The following is a 21,193-nucleotide window of genomic DNA, read 5'->3' on the forward strand; positions in this document are numbered from 1 at the left end:
ACTTCCGGGGCCGGGGTGCCGGTGAGGCGCTGGTAGACGCGCAGCGCCTTCACCCCGCCCATGCCCAGCAGCAGTTCCTGCTGCAGGCGGTGGTCACCGCCGCCGCCGTAGAGGCGGTCCGTGATCCCGCGCGCGGCGTCGTCGTTGGCCGGAACGTTCGAGTCGAGCAGCAGCAGCGGCACGCGCCCGACGTCGGCCCGCCAGATGTGCGCCCGCAGCGTCCGGTCACCAGGCAAGGGAAGTGTGACCAGAGCCGGCGAACCGTCTTCCTCACGCAGCATTGTCAGGGGCAGGCCGTCCGGGTCGAGGACCGGGTAGGTTTCCTGCTGCCAGGCGTCCCGGGAAAGGGACTGCTTGAAGTAACCCGCCTGGTACAGCAGCCCGACGCCGATCAGCGGCACACCCAGGTCCGAAGCGGCCTTCAGATGGTCCCCGGCCAGGATCCCCAGGCCGCCGGAATACTGCGGAAGCACCTCGGTGATGCCGAACTCCGGGGAGAAGTACGCGATGCACGCCGGAGCGTCCGGACCCAGGCCCTGGTACCACCGCGGCTCGCTCAGGTACCGGTCCAGGTCCGCAGCCGCGCGCTGGACACGCTCAATGACTGCGCCATTCTCCGCGAGTTCATGCAGTTCCTCGCGGCTGACCAGGCCCAGGAAGGTCATGGGGTCATGATTGCTTTGCTCCCAGGCCTCGGGATTCAGCGCGGAAAACAGTTCACGTGTCGGCAAATGCCACGACCAACGCAGGTTCTTCGCCAATCGTGCCAGCGGGGCGATTGCTTCCGGGAGAACCGTTCGGACCGTGAACCGTCGAATCGCTTTCACTTCCGGCCACCTTCGAACGCGGACTGGGCCGATTGGGTCGACGTTTCCATGCGGTGTACCTCCAGGAGGTTGTTGTGATGATTGGGGAGATGTTGGCTAGGGGCGGGACCACCGGGGCACCGGGTGAGGAGGCTTCGCCGGGCGCCACCATTGCTGGGCAAGCGCTTACATTCTTTCTTTGAGCGGCATCGTTGGCTTCACAGGCGCACGGGTTCCGGGAACTCTGATCGGCGACTATCCGCCATGTTGTATAGGAGGAATTTCATCGCCGTTCGTCGACGCGCCTTGTCGACGCGGGTCGATGGCTCGACAGTAGTTGGCGGCGCAACGGTGTGTCAAATGTCACAATCACGTGGGCTCGGACCGCGTAATGATTGCGTCGAATTGGCGGATCACACCCGAACGGCGCGGAGATTCAGGGCTCGACGGCGCGCGCCACGGTGGTGCTTCCGCGCAACGTCAGTACCGGTTCGGCCAGCCATTGCAGGGCATCTGCACTCTCGCTCCTGAGGCGCCGGGAAAGGAATTGCGCAGCCTCGCGCCCCATTACCCTGGGTTGGGCGGACGCCGTAGTCAGGGCGGGCATGAAGCGCTCCGCGGAGCCGGCGCTGGTGTTGATCGCGACAATGGACAGGGACTCCGGGACCCGCCAACCATGGCTCGCCGCAGCACCCAGAAGGCCTGCCGTAGCCGCTTCGTTGATCACCACAAGTCCGGTGGTTTCCGGGGATTCGTCCAGGATCTGTCCGAACACCTCGCGACCGCCGGCAAGTGAGCTGGCGGTCGGGAACAGCCGGGCACTGACCCCGTGCCGCGACGCGGCGGCTGCCACGGCATCCCACGATCGGACCATCGGGCCGTAGCCGGTGTCCAGGGACTCCCGCGAATGCGTCACGAGGCCGATTTTCTTGTGCCCCAGGCTAACGAGGTGCGACACTGCCAGCTCGCCCATCGCTTCAAAATCCGCGTCCACGAATGTCAGCCCAGCGGCATCCGTTGGCCGTCCAATGGTGACGAATGGAACCCCCGTTTCACGCAGGACGGGAATCCTTTCGTCGAATGACCTGACTTCCATAAGGAGGATTCCATCCACCAGGCCCTGGGCAACGATCCGCTGCATCTCGCCCAGGTCGTCTGGGTCCATCGGCCACAGGAGAAGATGGTACCCGTCGACACGGGCTTGTTCGGCAGCGCCTTGAACGTATTCGAATTCCGTGGTGTTCATGCCTTGCTCCCCGACCGGGAAGATCAGGGAGAGGATGCCGGTCCGCTTGCCGGCCAAACCCTGGGCGAGCAGGTTCGGCGTATAGCCAAGGTCGGCCATGGCCTTCAGGATGCGCTCGCGCGTTTCGGGTGCAATCGGCCGGACACCGCTGAGGGCATAGGACACAGTGCTCCTGGAAACGCGGGCTACCCGCGCAACATCGGCCATGGTTACCAAGGACTATCCCCTCGTATTGTTGGTGGCTGGCCGGCGATGGACCCGCAAATGACTGCGACCCGCCGGACGGTAGTCCCTCATAGTAAACCGTAATCGGTTGGCAAAGTGTTGCAGGCGTGCTGAGCCCACTGTTGCATACGCTCGACGGCTAAGCGAGCCTAAGGCAAGGGGATACCTCCTCTACACGAAAAACGGAATAGCCACGTACCGTTGGCCGGATCACGGAATCCGGTAGAGCCGCACGCCGAGTCCTTCGATGTCGTCGGTGTACCTGCCCTGCCTCTTGCTGAGGCTCCGGTGTTCGTAGAGCACCTCCACGGGCTCGTTCCCCGGCGCGGCGAATGAAGCGGTACGGGCTTCTTTGGACAGGTTGACCATGAACAAGTAGTCACGGTTGTCATAGCGGCGCGTAGTCCAACGCAGCGCGTCATCGTCAGCCACCCGGATCGACGGCGGTCGGTCTGTGGAGAGGATGACCGGTGAGAGGTCGCGGATCTGGGTCACGACCGTTTTCGCATTGTCCAGCAGGGTGCGGTACGGGATGCCGCTCACGTCGTTCTCGATGTCGAACCGGGAATAATACAGCAGGCCGGTGGCGCCGGCCACGATGGCCTGCCACGACATACTCCGGACCTCGGCCAGGTTCGGCGGACGCACGCCGAAGTGCTTGTAGTTGCCGAGGTTGTGCAGCTGGATGACCGGCCAGATCGCGGTGTTGGGCAACTCCCGCACGGTTGCTTCGGTGTGGGTGAAGACACGGCGAGGGATGTCGGTCGGCTTGCCGAAGATCGGATAAGGGTCCGTCCCGAAGGCGTCGGTGACAAACTGGGCGTCGTCACCGGCCCACACACGGTAGTCGACCGAATAGCTCGGATGATTGGGATCGTTGTCGGCGACTGATGTGTATCGCGGACGGACGTGGTCGGCTTGGCTGTCGGCGGGTGTCTCGTCGTTGATGTACCAGCCCAGGAGCGAGGGGTGGTTCTTGTACTGGTTGATCTGGTTGGCGTCGGTATTCTGATGATTGAACAGAGTCGTCATCCCGCGCGCTTGGGTCTCGTCGAGAATCTGCGGGGACGGTACGTGGTAGGACAGAATCGTGGTGAACCCCGCGTATCTGAGATCGTCGAGGTTCTGCACGGTGGTCGGCCCGTTGTACGCCCCGATCGGGAAATACAGCTCGCCATTGCGCCGAAGCCTTCCGTGCGAGTCGAAATAGCTCGTTGGCACCTCATCCACGCGAAGCTTCCGAAGGGCGAACGTCTTCTCCGCGGCGGTGGAACCGTCGCGGGTGCGCGCGCTCACCCGAAGTTGGTGGGACCCTTCGCGCAGCCTCGAAACGGGGCTGGTATACCTAAGCTCGGACGATCCTTTGAAGGACTTGGCGTCGACGCGTTTGCCGGCGGTGTCGCTGAGTTCGACCTGCACCTGATAGTCGGTGGCACGAATACCGGACGGCGGGAATACCCCCATCCGAAGGTCGATTTCCTGTTGTTCGCCGGGAATGAGCAGACCACGATAGGCCGGGGCCGCGAGGGTCGCCCGCAGGAGGCGCGGCGTGTATTTGGTGATGGTGAGATCGTCATACCAGGCCGTTCCCGTGGCGCCGCGGCCGAGGAAGAAGATGGCCTTCATGTACGCGGCTCCGGCCGGGGCCGCCTGTGGGGGCACGGACAGCTGGACCCACTCGGTGGATTGGGTTGTGCCGGTGTAGCCGCCGGTGAGGAAGGTGCCGTCCTCTGCGTACCACTCCACGCAGACCGACGCCCCGCCGTTTTGCATGCCGGCGGTCTTCACCCACACGGAGACCGAGACAGGAACGTAGGCGTCGGTGGTCCCTGGGATTTTCTTGCCGGCAAAGACATAGGTGCTGCTGTCTGCCCGGGTGTAGCGCAGCGACGCAGCACCGGTGCGGTGCTGCGACGAGTCGAAGGCGGTGTAGTCCGACACCCATTCACGGTCCGAGAAGTCCTCGAACGAGGTCTGATAGAGGACCTCGGGTATCGTGTCCGGCAGGTTCGACTTGGGCATCGAGGCCGTCTCCTGGCTTGCTTGAGCGGAGCCGGGAAACAAAGCCGGACCGATGAGCCCGAGCGCTGCGGCGCTGAGCATCAGTGTTCGTCGGGAAACTCCGGATTCCCGGCCTTCGTCGTCCGGCGTCGAGGCGTGCGGGTTACTTGAGTCGTTCACTATTGTTTTCTCCTTTGCGGTCGATGTGGTGCATTCTGTTCGGGACGAATCGGGCGTGGCAGGATGCCCGGATCAACACGCGAGGCAAATCGCCGGCCCGTAAATTTCACTGCGTGATGATCTCGAGTTGCGGGGCTGAGCTGTTGTTCAGCCGGCACTGGAGAATGGTTGCCAGTCCAGGTGCCGGGCCGGGCTCCCAGACGGCCAGGGATGCGATCCCGTCGCCTCCCGAACCGGTGAGTGCCGAGGCGACGGCGGCCGTGACGTCCAGGCCGACCCAGTCAGCCACCAACCCGAGCGTTCCGGTTCCCAATGCCGTGGTGAGCGAAGGTGCGGTGGACCATGTCACGGCCGTCTCGGTCCACATGTCTGACGCCGTAGCGAAGGCTTGAAGGGTGGTCTGGGTCCCGCCCGAGTCGTTCACGAAGCCGTTCACCCACAGGATTGCCCGGTTGAGGTGTCCGGACACGGATGAGACATCGAACTTGAGCAGGGCCTCGCGGTTGTAGCCCGTGCTGGTCTTGGTGTCGTTCTTGACGATCATCGTGGTCTGGCCGCCGTAGTTTGTGTTCGCATAGGTGCCGTCCCGGACATAGGTCGTGGCCGTGGCGGCCAGCTGCGCGGCCGTCCTAGGTGCCGGGGAGGTTCCCGAAGCACTGAGGCAGGCGGTGAGGGTGGTGCCGTGGGTTCCGCCGACTTCTGCGAGGAGGGAGATTTGGCCCGCCGTTGTGAGCACGTTGATGCCCGAGGTCGAGGAGATTCCCGGGTAGGTGTCGCTCGCGATCGTGATCTGTACGGTGGCCTGGCCGCGGGTCGGGTCCGAGACGGCGATAGTCATGCTGCCGTTCTTCTCGCTCGTCAGTATCGAGCAGGGCCCTGATGCGGTCAGGGGGCCAGCTGTTCCGGCGGCGAAGAAGTTCGCCATGGTCAGCCCGAGCCCGGGGCAACTGATCGCCTGTACCGTCGGCGTGTTGGCGAGGATGACGAAGTCGGGGTTGGCCGAGCGCGCGGCGGCTGCAGCGGCGTCGGCCCCCGGCATGAGCTGGTAGCAGTACGTAGCCCATACCGGATCAGTGCCATGGTCGAACCACATCGTGACGTAGTTTTTGGTGATCTGGGCGGTCGGCCCTCCGGTATTGATGGCGGACCAGGCCCCCGTTCGGGCGATGCGCTTGGCGCTGACATTGGCGCCTCCAGGGAAGATCCATGACGCCATGCCGTCGATGCTCATGTAGTGGGCGTTGGCGAAGGTCTGATCCCAGCCCAGGGTGGAGTCTTGAACCGCGCCGTCGACCCAAAGGGCCTGGGTGTTGTTTGAGCCGAGGTTCCGGTTGTCGATGGTGGTCTGGACGCCGACCCCGTCAGCGCACGTGATGCCCGCGCCCAAGCAGACGATGGAATCGTCGAGGCAGAACCACGACTTCTTTCCAGTCAGGCTCGACTGGAGCCCGCGGAGGTCTTGGCCGAACGCTGTCCAGGTCCCGTCCGTAGCTCCGCCTGCCCAGGCCGTGGCTGGGTGGGACGCCCCCCACTCCCCTCCCGCGGCATCGGCCAACGAAAGCGTCGAGACGGTCGTTCCGGGCAGCATGTAGGGGTCGACTGTTGGCCAGAACGCGTCGGAGTGCTGGTCGTTGCCGTACGTGGAGCCATACCAGTAGAGCATGCCGCTGTTCGTGTGCCAGCCGTGGAGATTCTCTCCGTTGCCGGTCTCGTAGAAGGTGGTGCGGGAGGAACAAGCGCTGATCTGTGCTGCCCAGCCTTGGCGTCGATGGATGGCCCGGTCCATGCCGAAGACCTGGCTGCAGACAGGCTCCCCAGCAGCGGTAACGGTCGTATCGTTCAGCAGCGCCTGGGCGCGCGCGAGTTCAGGCACAGCGACCGAACTGTCGTTCATGTACGGTTTGGTGGTGTCGCGCTGGATCCATCCCTTGGCGATTGCCTTCCAGGAAGCTGCCTGGTCGGTGGATGCACCGCTTTCCGCCATCAGCAGGACGTCGCTGGCCAGCGCATGGCCCCGGGTGTGGGCGTCTTCCGTGCTCCTGCTGATGGCGCGGCCGGACTGCCCGTCGAAGGCGAGGCCGTTGTAGACGACGGGCGCGTAGCAGCTGCTCACGGCGTTGAGGATGTCCTGGATGTTGGGGTCCTTGATCGCCCAGCTGGTCCCGCTGAGCAGGGTGATGAGGCGGGCCACGCCTCCGATGAGGATGGCCCCGTAGGTGGCGGTGTACGGGACGTAGGTGTGCTGGATGAAGCTGCCGTCGGCATAAATGCCGTCGCCGGCGAGGACGTACGGCATAACCGGCGAGAGAGCAGTCTGGGCAGTGCTGATCGGAGCGGGCACTCTGCCGATCACTCCGCGAAGCGCGAGCACGCGGCAGAGGTCGACGCGGTTGGCCCCGGTGCTTGTCCCGGTGTACGAGGAAACCGCGCTTGTCGAACGAAGTGATCGATCGATGCACAATAGCTGTCGATCTGGGCAGGTGTGAGCTTGCCGTACGTGAGGATACAGGTGTCCAGGAGCGACTGGGGGGCGCCGATCTGCCAGTCCCACCAGTTGTTGTAGGGGATCGTCGTCGGGGCATAGGCCTGTGCCTGCATCCAGTCGAGCCCCGTAGTGACGGCCGAGGCGAGGGACGCACTGCCCGTGAGGCCGGTATTGGGCTGTGCGTAGGCCAGGGCCATGGTCTTCAGCCGCGAGTAGCTGCTAGTGACATTCGCGGAAACCGAGCCGGCGGGAAGATCGGGCCAGAGCGAGGATGAGGCGGGGGCCATCGTCGACTGGTATCGCGAGGCGGTCGATCCCAAGGAGGCAAGAGCGCCGGAGAACGGTGCGGAGGTGGGGTCGAACCCAGTGCCTGTGAGGAGTTGGAACCATCTGCCGCGCATGGAGTCGTACGTGTCGGCCCAGGCTGCTGGTGGCCCGATCAGCTGAGATGCCATGCCCAGCGCAGTGGCGGCACCCCCGTACTGGAGCAGTCGCCGCCTGCTGAGTTCAGCGCGGCTGGATCGCCTTTGTGAATCGCTACCTGTCATTTCATGCCTTCCTTGATGTTCGGCACCCAGGCCTGGGCGGTCCCCGCTCCCCTGACGGGGACCGCCCGTTGCAGTGCCGGGCTAGTCCAGCTTGGAGGACCCCGGTGCCCTCGTGTCGGCGCCGAGGCTGGGTGATGCGGGTATCGCCTTGCCGAAGTAATCGGTGGTCACATCATTGGAGATGGGAGTCCCGGCTCCGGCCGCAGGGGAATCGTGCCGGAGCCGGATGTCCTTGGGCGTTTTCGGATCGGCGTTCATGAACCCGGGGTCACCTGTCACCGCGTTGGAATTGTGCGCCGGGAGAGTGGTCGCGCCGAAGAAGAGATTGTGGTCATATGTGTTGCTCGAGTCGCGGACCGGCAGGCCTCCGGCGACGGTGGCGGCGAAGATGTTGTTGCGGAAGGTTACCCCGCCGAGGCCCCTGAGGTCGTTGACGAGTGTGGTTCCGCCCTGGTTGGACACGATGCTGTTGCCGTAGACCTGGGTGTTCGTCGTAGGAGCGCCGCAGCCGATGGTGATGATCCCGTAGTACGGCGTCCATGTGTTGCGGTCGTTGATGCTGACGTTGTACCTCGCGATGTTGTCGGCGGATTTGACTCCAGGGGAGGTGCAGATCAGCAGGAAGCCGCCCTCGTTGTCATGGCTGTAGTTGTACTGATAGACGTTGCCGTTGTTGGCGCCGTCGATGTCGTAGGCCATCGAGTCCAGTACCCCGTGCCCGTGGCTGACGTCGTTGTACTCATAGGTGACGTGGTCGGCGTTCCAGGACCAGATCCCGGCGTTGTAGGCGGCCGAGCGCATGTTGTAGCCGTCGACGGTGTTGCGGGCGACCAAGGCCCCTGTGGAGACGCGAAGGACGATGCCGTCCCCGCCGGTGTCCTTCACGTGGTTGCCGACAACGCGGACGCCGGTGTTCGGGTTCCAGGTGGTGATCTGGTCGCCCTGTTCTGGGCGTTTGTTCCAGCTGCTGGAGAAGCTGATGCCCGTCCGGTCCACGTGCGTGACAGTGTTGTCCAAAACCTGCACGTCATCGAAGCGTGTCGGGGTCGCGGTACCCAGCGAGGAGAACAGGATACCTGCCGAACCCTGGGCGCTCTTGTCGTCGAGGCCGTTGACATCATGGACGTCGACGTTGCTGATGACGTAATGGTGCCCTGTGCCGAAATCGGTCAGCCGGACCCAAATACCGCGCCTTTGGGACTTCGTTGGACCGGTGTTGACCACGTCGAGGTCGTGGAGTTCGACGTCTTCGGCATTGGAGACAACGATGGCGTCTGAGGCTCCGGCCCCGTCGATGCGCGCTTTTGCGTTTTCGCCGTAGCTGCGGACGGTGACATGGGAGTTGTGGATGGTCAGCGTTCCGGTGCATGTGGTCCCTGCGAGCAGTCGGATTTCCGCGCCGGCGGCGAAGCCCTGCGCACTTACATGTGCAAGGGTGCGCCAGGGGTGTCCGGGATCCGTGCCCGAAGCTGCGTCGTCTCCCCGGGAGCAGTCGACGTAGTACGCGGTGCTTCCTTGTGCTTGAGGGTCGGGCGCGGCTGACGCTGCGGTGGCGGAGAGGGTAGCGGCCAGCGAGGCGGCCAGGATAGTCGGAAGTGTCCGGTTGAGCCTGAACTTCCTGCTACTTGTCTTCATTGAGCTTTCCTTTGTTTGGGTGAGGGGTTCTGGTCTTCAGGGAAGGAGGTCCACTGCCAAGGTGGTGCCGGCAAGCCCGGCCGTGGACACCCGCAGTTCCACGCCGTCCGGGATGACGGTCAATTTCACCTCGCCCGCCGAGCGCGCCCGCGTCGCCTTCGTGCCTGCCACCCGGAGGACCAGTTCGACGGCGGTTTGGGTCGGTTCGGACACGGCCAGCTTGACGATTCCGTTGCTTTGCCAGGCCAGGACAAGTGCGGGGCCGGAGGCGGTGATTAAGCCGACGGTGGCCGCCTGCCAGAATGCGGCAGCGGTGAGCTTGCCGGTTCGTATGCCTTGGGCCAAGGCATCGTTGCGCAGCGGTTCGATGCGCAGGCCATCGAGGGACGATCGCTCTGTCTCGGCTGGCGTAGCGCCGGGGAGCAGGGCATAGAAATAGGTTCCCGGGCTTCCGGTGGCCGGGCGGAGGCCGTGGTCGATGGCTATCGTGGCGTATTCGCGGCTGTAGCTCGTGGTGGGGCCTCCGGTGTTGATGGCGCGCCACGTCCCTGATCGGCGCTGGCGGGAAACGCGCACGGGTGCCTCGCCGAGGAAGAGGTATCCGCCGACGCCCTCGACATGGGCCCAGCGCACGCCCTGCGCGCTCGCGCCGTCGGACGTGCCCAGAAGTGCGCCGTCGACTGTGATGGCACGCCCCCCGGACTGGCCGAGGTTCCGGTGCTCGATGGTCGTCTCGACTCTGGCTCCCGATGCGGTGGTGATGTCTGCGCCAAGGGCCAGGACGAACTCCTGGGTAAAGAACCATGACTTGCGGGCCTTCAGGCCTGTTCCGCCGGGTCCGATGAGGTGCTGGGCAACGAGCCCGTAGGAATCCAAAGTGGTTCCACCGGTGTATTCGTTCTTTGGCGTTGAAGACCCCCATTCCCCGCCGGCCTTCGGTGGAAGGGGGGTCTTGTCGACGGTCGTGCCAGGCAGCGCTGTGAGGTCGGCTGTCGGCCAGTAGTGGTCGTCCCAGTGAAGGGCGTCTGCTGCGTAGAGGTAGGTCAGGCCCGAGCCTGTGTTGTACCCCGTATCGTTCTCGCCGTTGCCGCATTCGTACCAGGCGATCCGCCGGCTGCAGAGGCCGAGGGCGACGGCCCACCCCGGTCCCCGGTAGGTTGAGCGGTCCATCGCGGGGAAGTACCGGTGTCCCAACGGCTCGGGTGCGGTGGCGGAGGTGCTGGCCTCGAGCTGGACGAGCAGGGCGAGCCGAGGGATCGAGGACGTCGCGTAAATGTCGGTGACGCCGTTGCGCTTGATCCATCCGAGGCACATGGAGCGCCAGGCCGCTGCCGTGGGCTGGTCGACGCCGCGGGCGAGCCAGAGAATGGCCTCGATCGCGCTCGCGCCGTCGTCGAAGCTCCGTTCGGAGCTCCGGGAAATGGCACGCCCGCGGACCGAGTCCATCATGAGGCCGTCGTGGATGAACGGCGCGAACGAGCGGTCGACGCTGTCGAAAAGCCGGGAGCGGCCGGGGTCGGCTGCTGCAGACGTGCTCGCTGCGAGCAGCGAGAACAGCTTGGCCAGTCCCGACAGGAGGCCGAGTCCGTAGGTTCCGGTGTAAGGAACGGTGTTGTGCTGGATGAACGAGCCGTCGGCATGGAATCCGTCTCCGCTTGCCACATACTGCCAGGTGGGGCTGAGTGCGGAAATCGCGGCTTGGAGCCGGGGCATGTCGCTCCCGACGATCGATCGGACCATGATCCCCTGGCAGATGTCCACCCGGTTTGCCCCCGTGGAGAGAACCTTTCCCCTTGAGTCGGGGTACTGGAGGGTCGGGTCGGGGATGAAGTGGTCGATGGCCCGGCAACAGGCGTCCAGAAGCGCAGGATCAAGATGGTCCTTGACGATGGCCAGCGTGTCACCGAGGGCCTTCGGGGTGCCGATCTCCCACGACCACCAGTTCCCGAACTCCGGCTGGGCGGTGTTGTAGACGAGACGATTACCGTCTGTGAGCCCCTCGGTAATCTCCTGCAGGACCACAGGGTCGGCCTGCACGGCGGTTCCGGGTGTCGCCCACGCGATGGCGAGAGTCTCGATCCGGGAATACGTGGTCACGATCTGGGCGTCCTGGGCCAGGTCTGCGTCGCTGAAGATGCGGGTCCGTGTCCCCGGGCCAGGGACCAGCAAACGACGGACGCTGGCGACCGCTGAGTCCATGCGGGTGATGACGGCGTTAAACCGGGGGTCTCCGGTGGCGATGGCTGTCCTGCCGGTGAGCTGGTCCACCCACCGCTGGCGCAGCGGCTCGAGATCCGAAGCGGACATTGCGGTGGCGGACGAGGCGAATACGGAGCCCAGCGCCGCTGCTACGGCAACGGCTCCCGTTCCGCGCAACAGGCTCCGTCGGGTGAAGGGGGTGGCCGCCAAGGCCGGGGGGGTCTTCATAGTCGTCTTCCTTGGATCTTCGAGAGTCAAGGCCGGTGGAGGTGTTCACAGAAGTGGACCCCTCCGCGACCAAAGGAATAAAGACTCATTCCCTCCTGAATGAACAGACTTGTCCGCCGGAACCGCCTGAGCCTCCCCATACGCCCCTGGATCATCATTGATTCCTCCCCACTTCTTCCTCGAAGCTGAAGTCGGAAATGGCAGATCATCATCCGAAGGACTGGTACATGGGCGGCAATTTCGGCCCCGAAGAACCCGGACGGCAGGCAGTCATCGGTCGTCAGGACCATGCCCAGCGGACTGCGTTGCTTACCGCCGGCATCTGTTCGGTCACGCTGCGACAGTTGCCCACCGCGTCTGTTGTGGCCACGGCCAGCCAAGCCGGTCTGGATGGCATCGAATGGGGGACAGATACCCATCTCACGCATGATGCCGAAGCGAGGACGGCTTCATTGCTTTGCCGCAGCCGCGGCCTTCGAGTCCTGTCTTTAGGCTCCTACTACAGGCTCGGCGACTTCACCGGCTTCGACGTGGTCCTTTCGCGTGCACGGGCTGCAGGTGCTCCTCGAATCCGGGTCTGGGCCGGTGGAAAGGGGTCCTCGGAGGCTTCACGTGACGACTGGTCCGCGGTCATCCGCGATGCGCAGCGGGTCTCAGACCTCGCGGAGGTGGCCGGGATCCAGATCGCCCTCGAATACCATGGCGGGACCTTGACCGACAGCACCATATCCACACTGCGGCTGCTCGATCGCGTCGACCGGCAGAACGTCGGCACGTATTGGCAGCCGCCAGTCGGCATGGACGATCGGACCGCGCTGGCCTCGTTCCAGGAGCTGGGACCTTTCCTTGCCGGCGTGCATTGTTTCAGCTGGCGTCCGGCCACCGAGCGCCGGCCGTTGGCTGAGGGTCTTGGCCTGTGGCAGTCGGTCGCCAACACCGCCTCGGACCTTGGCAGGCCGCTGGATTTCATGCTGGAGTTCGTCGCCGACGACAGTCCCCGGAATGTGCTCTCCGACGCCGCGACCCTGAACAAGATGCTGTCTGCAGCGTCTTCCGGTGGGCCATTCGGCTAGCAAGGCCTACGCCGGTTGCAGCGTGAGAGTCTGTCCGCTTGACGCAGATTGGTAGGCCTGCAGTACCACTTCGACGACGTGCCTTGCATGTTCGTTCGACACCAGGGAGGGCACTCCTGCGATCGCTGCACAGAAGTCGGCCATCTGGGAGGTGAAGGCATTTTGGATGTCGAGGTCCGAGTACTCGTGGAGCACTCTCGTGTGTCCGTTCTTCCGGAGGAAAGTGCCGCGCCGCGCGTCAGCCAGGAGGGTTCCGCCCTCGCACACCAAGAGCAGCCTGTCCACGGGCTCCGGGCAGTCCGAGACGACCCCGATACTCACATCGACGCCATTGGCCAGGGTCAGCGAAATCCGCCCGTCCGTCTCGACCCCTGCAGCGAAGCGGTCAAGGACCTTCGCCCGCAGGCTCTCGGCTCGCGCGCCCCCGAGCCAGAGACACCGGTCCAGGCAATGCGCACCGATGTTCATCAAGGCCCCTCCGCCGGACACTGCCGGGTCGAAAAACCACGCCGGCCGGGCGCTCGGGCGGTAGTCCGTGCTCCTCAAGTCCTGGACGGCCAGCACCCTGCCAAGCTCGCCGTCGTTGACGACCTTCTCCAAGGCCACTTTCTCTGGCAGGAAATGCTGGATCATCCCCACCACGAGGGCCACCCCGGCGCTGCGGCATGCCGCTTCCATCGTCAGGCAGTCCTCCACCGTGGTCGCCATGGGCTTCTCCACAAGCACGTGGCGTCCGGCTGCTGCCGCATCAAGGACCATCTGACGGTGCAGTGCATGCGGTGTGTTCACGATGATGGCGTCGATTTCAGGGTCATCGAGGAGGCGCCGGTAGTCGGTCGTTGTCCGTGCCCCCCAGTCAGCGGCGACTGAGCGCGCGGCTTCTTGCCTGAGATCGCAGACGGCTGTCAGCCGTAGACCGAGCCGTTTCGCGGCGACGGCGTGCAGCCGTGCCACTGCCCCCGCTCCGATGATGCCTATCTGCACAGTCCTCTTGTCCTTTCCCCGCGAAACGCGTTCAGCTTTCGATGATGATCGTCCGGGCCAGGTTCCGGGCGCCGCACGAGTCCCGTACGACGATCCGGGGCCGGAGCCGCACTTGGTGCAGCGGGCACTCGTCCCCCTCCTTCAGGCGGCGGAGCATCACCTCGGCGGCGATCCGTCCCAGCCTGTGCTTCGGGGGTGCCACCGCCGTCAAGGGCACCTCCGCCAGATCGGCGAGCTCGTCGTCGTAGGAGACGAGAGCAAGGTCCTCGGGTACGCGGAGGCCTGCCCTTCGGGCCGCGGCTTGAATCTGGGTCGCTTCCCGGTCTCCGAACACGAGAGCCGCTGTCGCGGCATGGAACCGCAAAAACTCAAGCATCTCCTGGGCGGCGCCCGCTTCCCATTCGGTTTTCGTGGCCCGCTCGAGGTGGGGGGCGAATCCGAAGTCTTCAGCAGCCCGGAGGTATCCGGCCACGATCGCAGGCTCCGTTGCGGTCCCGCCGCGGGTCAGTAGAGACACGGAAGGATGTCCGAGACCACGGAGGTGAGCGACGGCGTCGTAAGCTCCCCCGGCGTGATCCGAGCACACATGTTCCGTGCGGTCGGCCGGGCCGAGGTCCGTAAGGCTCCGCTCCAGCAGGACTACGGGAACGCCCTTCAGCATGAGGTCCTGGGCACGCGCATGAGGGTCGGAGATGCCGGTCAGGGTAGGAACGAGGATGAGGCCATCCACCCCTGACTCCAGCATCCGCTGGATACCTGTGTCTTCAAGCGAGGGGTCATAGTTGTAGGCCGACAGCTGCAAGCTCACACCGTTTGCCCTGAGGGTCTCCTCGATGCCCTGGAGGACCCGGGGGTAATACAGCTGGGTGTCCGGCAGAAGGACGCCCACGGCATAGCGTGAACGGCGCAGCACTGGACGGGGTTCGGCGACGAAACTCCCGGCACCCTGCCGCCGGACGACGAGCTCTGCCTCCACCAGTTCATCGAAGGCGCGTCGCACGGTCGTAAGCGACAAACCTGTCTGCATCGCAAGCTCCGCCTCCGTTGGCAGTTTCGCACCCACGGGCCACGCGCCGGCGAGGATCCCCCTGCGGAGGTCCTCAGCCAGGACCTTGAATTTGAGTTCGCGCGAGACCATGCCCTGGGCATACCCCCTCGGCGTCAACGACACTGTTCCCTCCTCCACATCGCCTCCCTTTCTAGTGTCGCCAACAGGAAAGGAGGAATACAGGAGTACTTAGTTCCCAATTCACCCTGGAATCTCCCCGTAATCCATACCTCCGCCGCCCCTCCGCCGCCCGGGAGCCGTCGGGACAACTCCACCCATGATGACCGTTCATGCATTCCTGCTTGATTCCTATTATTTCCCGCTGGTTATGTCTAGGCCCATGCCGCAATCGCGGCACCTTATGGACAAGAGGAGGACGACATGGGAATTGTTTCCCGTCTCATCCGGCCGTTGGCACTCGCCACCGTGTCGGCACTCGCCCTGGCCGGCTGCGGCACCGGCAGCAGCGGAACATCCGCCGGAGGCTCCAGCGGACCCATCACCTACTGGTCGATGTGGAAGGAGGGAGAACCCCAGCAGAAGGTCATCGCGGGGGCCATCAGCGACTTCGAGGCCGAGACAGGAATCCAGGTCAAGGTCCAGTGGCAGGGCCGATCGAACACCGACAAGCTCGTCGCCGCACTGAACACGAACAATGTCCCGGACATCGTCGACCAGACGTTCGCCAAACTCGCTACTGTCCTCGGCGATCCTGGCCAGGCAAAATCGCTCGGAGACGCCTATGCCGCGGACGTCGAAGGCTCGAAGGTCTCGGCGCTTGTTCCGGCAAAATACTCGTCGCTGGAGAACATCCAGAACAAGGACGGACAGCCCTGGCTGATCCCCTACAGCCTCATCACCGACGGGATCTGGTTCAACGCCGCCAAGCACCCCGAACTCGTGAGCGCACCGCCGAAGGACTGGGCAGGCTTCCTGGCGCTCCTGGACAAGATCAAGTCCTCCGGCGTCGCGCCGATCGCCGCCGACGGGGACATCTCCGGGTACAACTCCATGTGGTTCACGACCCTCATGAACCGGACCGGCGGAACCGGCTCATTCCGCAAGCTGGTCTCAGACCGCACCGGGGCCAGCTGGGACGACCCCGCTGTCCTGCGCGTCGCCCAGGACGTTGAGCAGCTCGTCCGCGGCGGATACCTCATCAAGGGATACGACGCGAGCAAGTTCCCCGCCCAGCAGCAAGCCTGGGGCGCAGGCAAAGCCGATCTGATCCTCAACGGATCCTGGATCCCGGCCGAGACCAAGAGCTACTCGGCAGCTGGCTTCCAGTACGGTTCGTTCCCGCTGCCCGGCGAAAGCGCGAAAGCCCCCCTCGCGCGGACCGACTTCACCGGATTCGCCGTCCCCGCCAAGTCCAAGAACGCGCAGGCCGCGCAGAAGCTGGCGACATACCTGCTGCGAAAGAAGTACCAAGACGCCTTCGGGTCGCAGGCGACCGTGCTGCCGGTTCGATCAGACGCCGCAGTTCCCGACGCCCTCAAGAAGGCCAAAGAGTCCCTCGACAGCGCCTCCGGCATCTACCTGCAGAACGACGGCGTTACGTACGCGGGTTACATCGAGAAGGTTTTCGGCCCGCTCGACGACCAGCTGTTCCTGGGCAAGATCTCATCTCAGGAGTTTGTCTCACAGATGAAAACGGCCCAGATCCAGTACTGGAAGGACAAGGGCTAATGACAGCCATTCTCCCCCGCCCGGAAGCACCGGCGCAGGTTCGTCCCGCTACGAATGGGCGGCGGCCCCGCGCCGCCGCCCAAGGCAGCACCATCGAACGCCAGCGGCGCCGACTGCTCGTTCCATTCGTGGGGCCAGCGTTTCTCTTCTACTCGGTACTGTTCGTCGTTCCCGCCCTCGCGGCCGTGTGGATCAGCTTCAACGCCTGGACCGGCTCGGGGCCCATGACTTTCGTCGGCCTCCAGAACTACACCGCAGTTTTCCAGGACCCGTTCTACCTCAAATCGTTCGGCAACACACTGCTGATCCTCTTCGTCGTAGGGAGCGTCATCTTCGTCCTAGCCTTCTCGATGACGCTTTTGCTGCGTGACATGGCCGGCCGGAAAATCGTCCGATCCGTGATCTTCTTCCCCCACCTGGTCAACGCGCTGGTCTTCGGTATCCTCGCGGGTTTCGTCTTCAACCCCGGGGGTCTTGTCAACACCCTTCTCCGTCCATTGGGTGTGACCTCCCCGCCGGCCTGGCTCGCACAGGATAATCTTTTCCCGCTGATCATGGCGACCCTGGTGGCCACAAGCACGGGTTACTTCACCACCATCCTCATGGCAGCCGTCGACAGAATCCCGCCCTACCTCTTCGAAGACTGCGCGTTGGCAGGCGCAACGGCCGTTCAACGACTGCGTCACGTCATCCTGCCCCTGACCTGGGACGTGTTCGGGACTTGCGCGGTCCTGTGGACAATCTCATCGATCAAGATTTTCGAGATCATTTGGGTCTTCGGTGGCAACTCGGGTTCGGGGATCCCGCCAACGCAAAGCTGGACCACAGCCGTCTATACCTACGTCACTGCCTTCTCCGGAATGTCGACGCCGGCGTACGGGGCGGCGACCGCGTCCGCCGTCATCTCCCTAGCGCTCGTGTCGGTACTCGTCATTCTGCTGCGGCGGCTCATGCACCGCGAAGCAATCGAGTTCTAGGAGCGTCACAATGACAACAGCAGCCAAGCCGCGATCCGCTCCCGGTCGTTCCGCCCGGACCCTCGTTGGAAGGTCGCCCCTGCGTACCCTCGGGGTCGCGACCTTGTGGGGTATCGTGGCATTGAGCATCGCCACACTCCTCTGGATGGTGCTCCAGGCCTTCCGCGACACGCGCTCGATACTCGGAGATCCGTGGGGGCTGCCGACTTCCGCGGACCCGACGAATTTCATCCACGCCTGGACTTCCAGTTCATTCGGACTGGCGACCCTCAACAGCGTCCTGGCCACCCTCGTTGCCTCGGCAGTGACGGTCGGCCTGGCAGCCCCGGCAGCCTACTACCTCAGCCGCATCGAAAACCGCCTCACAGGCTTCCTCAGCCTCTACTTCATCCTCGGCCTTGGCATCCCGGTCCAGGTCGTCCTCATCCCTCTGTTCGTCATGCTCGACCGTGCGCAGCTAACCGACAGCCTGCTCGGACTCAATCTCGCTTACATCGGCCTTGCCATGCCGTTCAATGTCTTCCTGCTTGCTGCCTTCTTCAGAAGCCTGCCCCTCGAACTTGAGGAGGCAGCCGCCCTGGACGGAGCGAGCGCGTTCTCCACTTTCCTCAGGATCACCCTCCCCCTGGCCAGAGGCGGACTAATCACGGCATTCATCTTGCAGGTCATCGGAAACTGGAACGAGACATTACTGGCCCTGACACTGCTCCAGAGCACGGAAAGGTACACCCTCCCCGTAGCGCTGATCTCCTTCCTCCAGCAGCAAACCTACTCCGGCGCTGACTGGGGCGGCCTCTTCGCCGGCCTCTGCCTCGTAGTATTCCCGATGCTGGTGGTCTACCTCTGGCTCGGACGACGGCTCACCGAAGGGCTGACAATGGGAATGAGCAAGTAGCAGGACGTCACAAGAAAGGCGTAGGAGAAACAAAAGGGCCACCCAACCGGGTGGCCCTTTTGACTTCCAAAAACCAAGGCCTTGCTAGGAACATTTACCAAACTAATGTTCCAGGCAAGGCCTCTATGGTGGAGCTGAGGGGACTCGAACCCCTGACCCCCTGCATGCCATGCAGGTGCGCTACCAGCTGCGCCACAGCCCCATATTTTCGCTGCTCCGAGAACCGTGAACTGGCTTGAAAACCTCGTCCGCTTTTCGGATTCCTCCGGAGCAACTCAAATATCTTAGAACAGCATTTCCGAAAATTCCAAATCGGGCATATTCAGTTGGTTTGCGCCTAGAGCCTAGGATTCCTCGACGGCAGGAGCCTTCGCCGAGGCGTCGTCACCGAGATCCAGATCCACAACCGGGCAGTCTTTCCACAGGCGTTCCAAGGCGTAGAAGACCCTGTCCTCGGAGTGCTGGACGTGCACCACGATGTCGGCGTAGTCCAACAGGACCCAGCGGCCCTCCGAACGTCCTTCGCGGCGGACGGGGCGCAGATCCTGCTTGAGCAGTTCTTCCTCGATGCCGTCGACGATGGCGTTGACCTGGCGTTCGGTCGGGGCCGAAGCGATGAGGAAAACGTCAGTCAGGGCCAGGCGTTCGCTGACATCCAGGGCGATGATGTCCTCGGCCAGCTTGTCCGCTGCCGCGCGGGCGGCGTGGCGGGCCAAGAGGACGGATTGTTCATGTGCAGTCACGGGACTCCTTGTATGCGGCTTCGAGAATAGACGAAGCCTGTTTGGTGGCAAAAGCCTTTATGGTCAGCGGGAAAGTCCGCTGGTGATCATGATGATGCCCGCAATCAGGGCGATGGCTCCGATGCCGACGAGTCCCAGGACCAGAAGCCGGGTACGCTGGGCCCGCCCAAGTCCCGCCGTCGCGGCGTCGAGCGGTTCAAGTCCGTAGGCCGAACTTGCCGAAACGGGCGGATGTTCGGCCGCTTCCGCGAACGCCTCGCCATCCGGTTCGGAGGCCGGCGCCGGGCGTCGACCTGCCGCTTTCGCAGCGGCTTCCGCGCGCGCCAGCACTCCTGCCCGGCCGCGCTGGCTGCGTGGCTTGCCCGGCGCCGACTGCCCCGGTTTCAGTTTCGGCGCAGGGGAGGTCACGAGAGGAACAAAGGTGGTGCCGGGCGGCTTCATGACGGGACGATCCAGCCCCGGAACCTTCACGAATTCAAGGGGCGTCACCATGGCGAGGTTGCTGGCCACGGAAGGTTCGGCACGGACCAGACCGGAAGGACGCTTGTTCTGTTCGGCAAGCTTCTGCTTGGCCATGGCCCTCTTGTTGAGGATCGCTTCACGTTCAGCCTGGGCGATTTGTTCAGCCAAGGCCTCTGGATCGGCCGGCTCAACATCGTTACCGGAAACCCCGGATTCAACGGCCGGGACTTTCTGCACCGCCGATTCCATCGCCGCGATGTGCTCAAGCTTGTTGGACTGATTGTTCGCTTGGGCGGCCAAAAGCTCACGGGCCATCAAGGCCTGCTCCACCGTCATTTCCGGTGCGCCGGGAGGAGGGCCCGCGGTGACGCGGACACCGCCGCCAGGCGATACGCCAGGGCGATCCGGGCCAGGCTGCTGTTTGCCGGAAGCCTGGACCGGGATGCCGGTTGTCCTCGGCCCGGATGCCGGTGCCGCCACAACGGGGATCGCCGACGTGCCAGGGGCAACTTCTTCCTGCAATTGCTGCAGGCGCAACTGACGGCGCGTAGGCGGGCCGCCGCGGGAAAGTTGCTGTTCCTTATCCGCGAGTTCCTTGATGGCGCGGAGGGCGGCGCGGTCTCGCGCACGCGCCTGGGAAGAGCGTTCCGAGGCCGGTTTGGCGTCCAGCGGAGCATCGGCCACCCGGCGCACCCGATTGACCGAAGCGCCACCGGACGCATGGCTGGCGTCGGCGGAGGCAGCGGCCTCGGCTGCCGCGGGACGTGCGCCGGTTTCTTCCAGGCGCGCGTCCCGGGCTCGTCGAAGCTCGCGCCGGCTAGGGATGGGGGGCTGTTCCTGGCTCATTCAAAACTCACTCGGTACGGGCTTGGTGTTCTGGTCCGGTCATAGCATGCAGGGGCTCCCCCATGCCGGGTTTGCCCGAGTACAGCTTGTATTTGGCGATGTACTGCACCACTCCATCAGGTACGAGGTACCAGACCGGATTGCCTGCACCCACGCGGGCACGGCAATCCGTCGAAGAAATCGCCATGGCGGGCACTTCCAACAGGCTGACGTCCTCCCTGCCCATGCCATCAAGAACATGACCAGGCCGGGTGACACCGACAAAATGCGCCAAGGACCAAAGCTCGTCGACATCTTTCCACGACAGGATCTGCGCCAGGGCGTCAGCGCCCGTGATGAAGAACAGGTCCGCGTCCGGCCGCTGGGTCCGAAGGTCCCGCAGGGTGTCGATCGTGAACGTGGGACCGGGGCGGTCCACGTCCACGCGGCTCACGGTGAAGTTGGGGTTGGAAGCCGTGGCAATGACCGTCATCAAGTACCGGTGCTCGGCTTCGCTGACCTGCTTGTGCGTTTTCTGCCAGGGTTGGCCGGTGGGCACGAAGACCACCTCGTCCAAGCGGAACTTAGCGGCCACCTCACTGGCAGCAACCAAGTGGCCGTGGTGAATGGGATCGAAGGTCCCACCCATCACGCCCAAGCGAAGTCGGCGCCCCGTTTCCTCGAAGGGTTTTGCGGCGGAAATGTTAGTGACCCAGCCCTGGGTGCTTGGCCGGGTGCTGGCGGTGCGGATCCGAGTGCTCTTCGACGGCGTCGTGGCGGTTGCCGAGGTTCGTGTAGGAAACGGCGATGAACAGCAGGACCAGCAGGACGGAGAACATCGTGATGCCGATGACGAAAGGAGGGGCAAACAACGGTGCCGGCGCCTCGGTTTCGCCCCCTTGCGTGAGAATTGAGATGGCGATCTGCTGAAACTGCATTTTCTC

The 21,193-nt window shown here is 64.1% G+C and carries 16 protein-coding genes, 1 tRNA gene and 1 pseudogene; 4 read left to right on the forward strand and 14 right to left on the reverse strand.

Annotated elements, in window-relative coordinates; all coding sequences use genetic code 11:
- The 7 genes and pseudogenes from glgP to AB0O52_RS11955 form a co-directional block, all read right to left on the reverse strand.
- On the reverse strand, window positions 1–827 hold an 827-nt coding region (gene glgP / locus AB0O52_RS11925), incomplete at its 3' end, for an alpha-glucan family phosphorylase (RefSeq protein WP_364537793.1).
- Between the two features lie 415 nt (window positions 828–1,242).
- On the reverse strand, window positions 1,243–2,259 hold the full coding sequence (locus AB0O52_RS11930) for a LacI family DNA-binding transcriptional regulator (protein WP_364537795.1): 1,017 nt from the start codon (window positions 2,257–2,259) through the stop codon (window positions 1,243–1,245).
- Between the two features lie 228 nt (window positions 2,260–2,487).
- Complete coding sequence (locus tag AB0O52_RS11935; protein ID WP_364537797.1) at window positions 2,488–4,458, reverse strand: hypothetical protein; 1,971 nt, start codon at window positions 4,456–4,458, stop codon at window positions 2,488–2,490.
- A gap of 106 nt (window positions 4,459–4,564) precedes the next feature.
- A complete protein-coding gene (locus AB0O52_RS11940; protein ID WP_364538048.1) occupies window positions 4,565–6,442 on the reverse strand; it encodes a polysaccharide lyase family 8 super-sandwich domain-containing protein in 1,878 nt (625 codons plus the stop codon).
- A 9-nt stretch (window positions 6,443–6,451) separates the two neighbouring features.
- Window positions 6,452–7,491, reverse strand: a pseudogene (locus AB0O52_RS11945) (hypothetical protein); the annotation flags it as partial.
- A gap of 81 nt (window positions 7,492–7,572) precedes the next feature.
- Window positions 7,573–9,126: a right-handed parallel beta-helix repeat-containing protein gene (locus tag AB0O52_RS11950; protein ID WP_364537799.1), complete on the reverse strand. Its 1,554-nt coding sequence runs from the start codon at window positions 9,124–9,126 to the stop codon at window positions 7,573–7,575.
- Window positions 9,127–9,162: 36 nt separating this feature from the next.
- On the reverse strand, window positions 9,163–11,553 hold the full coding sequence (locus tag AB0O52_RS11955; RefSeq protein WP_364537801.1) for a polysaccharide lyase 8 family protein: 2,391 nt from the start codon (window positions 11,551–11,553) through the stop codon (window positions 9,163–9,165).
- A gap of 197 nt (window positions 11,554–11,750) precedes the next feature.
- Between AB0O52_RS11955 and AB0O52_RS11960 the strand changes: the two genes are divergently transcribed.
- Window positions 11,751–12,626 carry a TIM barrel protein gene (locus tag AB0O52_RS11960; protein ID WP_364537803.1) on the forward strand — a complete coding sequence of 292 codons (876 nt, stop codon included), beginning with the start codon at window positions 11,751–11,753 and terminating at the stop codon, window positions 12,624–12,626.
- Between the two features lie 6 nt (window positions 12,627–12,632).
- Here AB0O52_RS11960 and AB0O52_RS11965 read toward each other — a convergent pair whose 3' ends face one another.
- Both AB0O52_RS11965 and AB0O52_RS11970 read right to left on the reverse strand, forming a co-directional pair.
- Window positions 12,633–13,610, reverse strand: coding sequence for a Gfo/Idh/MocA family oxidoreductase (locus AB0O52_RS11965; protein ID WP_364537805.1), 978 nt, complete (start codon window positions 13,608–13,610; stop codon window positions 12,633–12,635).
- Between the two features lie 31 nt (window positions 13,611–13,641).
- Window positions 13,642–14,796, reverse strand: a complete 1,155-nt coding sequence (locus tag AB0O52_RS11970) for a substrate-binding domain-containing protein (protein ID WP_364537807.1) — start codon at window positions 14,794–14,796, stop codon at window positions 13,642–13,644.
- Between the two features lie 243 nt (window positions 14,797–15,039).
- On the opposite strand from AB0O52_RS11970, the gene AB0O52_RS11975 reads away from it, so the two are divergent.
- The 3 genes from AB0O52_RS11975 to AB0O52_RS11985 are packed head-to-tail and all read left to right on the forward strand — an operon-like array spanning window position 15,040 to window position 18,219.
- Window positions 15,040–16,347 (forward strand): ABC transporter substrate-binding protein, encoded by a 1,308-nt coding sequence (locus AB0O52_RS11975; RefSeq protein WP_364537809.1) that lies wholly within the window; start codon window positions 15,040–15,042, stop codon window positions 16,345–16,347.
- Window positions 16,347–17,324, forward strand: coding sequence for a sugar ABC transporter permease (locus AB0O52_RS11980; protein ID WP_364537811.1), 978 nt, complete (start codon window positions 16,347–16,349; stop codon window positions 17,322–17,324). The genes AB0O52_RS11975 and AB0O52_RS11980 overlap by 1 nt, the downstream gene beginning before the upstream one ends.
- A 10-nt stretch (window positions 17,325–17,334) precedes the next feature.
- Window positions 17,335–18,219 carry a carbohydrate ABC transporter permease gene (locus AB0O52_RS11985; RefSeq protein WP_364537813.1) on the forward strand — a complete coding sequence of 295 codons (885 nt, stop codon included), beginning with the start codon at window positions 17,335–17,337 and terminating at the stop codon, window positions 18,217–18,219.
- 126 nt (window positions 18,220–18,345) lie between these two features.
- Here AB0O52_RS11985 and AB0O52_RS11990 read toward each other — a convergent pair.
- From AB0O52_RS11990 to AB0O52_RS12010, 5 genes are all read right to left on the reverse strand, one after another.
- Window positions 18,346–18,421: transfer RNA gene (locus AB0O52_RS11990), tRNA-Ala, on the reverse strand.
- Between the two features lie 142 nt (window positions 18,422–18,563).
- Window positions 18,564–18,962, reverse strand: coding sequence for a ribosome silencing factor (gene rsfS, locus AB0O52_RS11995; RefSeq protein WP_284984195.1), 399 nt, complete (start codon window positions 18,960–18,962; stop codon window positions 18,564–18,566).
- A gap of 63 nt (window positions 18,963–19,025) precedes the next feature.
- Complete coding sequence (locus AB0O52_RS12000) at window positions 19,026–20,270, reverse strand: hypothetical protein (RefSeq protein WP_364537815.1); 1,245 nt, start codon at window positions 20,268–20,270, stop codon at window positions 19,026–19,028.
- 7 nt (window positions 20,271–20,277) lie between these two features.
- Window positions 20,278–20,907 carry a nicotinate-nucleotide adenylyltransferase gene (gene nadD, locus AB0O52_RS12005; protein WP_364537817.1) on the reverse strand — a complete coding sequence of 210 codons (630 nt, stop codon included), beginning with the start codon at window positions 20,905–20,907 and terminating at the stop codon, window positions 20,278–20,280.
- A gap of 46 nt (window positions 20,908–20,953) precedes the next feature.
- A complete protein-coding gene (locus AB0O52_RS12010) occupies window positions 20,954–21,187 on the reverse strand; it encodes a hypothetical protein (RefSeq protein WP_364537819.1) in 234 nt (77 codons plus the stop codon).
- Between the last annotated feature and the right edge of the window lie 6 nt (window positions 21,188–21,193).

Origin of the sequence: Arthrobacter sp. NPDC080073, from assembly GCF_040686575.1 — a bacterium.
In the GTDB taxonomy this organism is placed as follows: domain Bacteria; phylum Actinomycetota; class Actinomycetes; order Actinomycetales; family Micrococcaceae; genus Arthrobacter.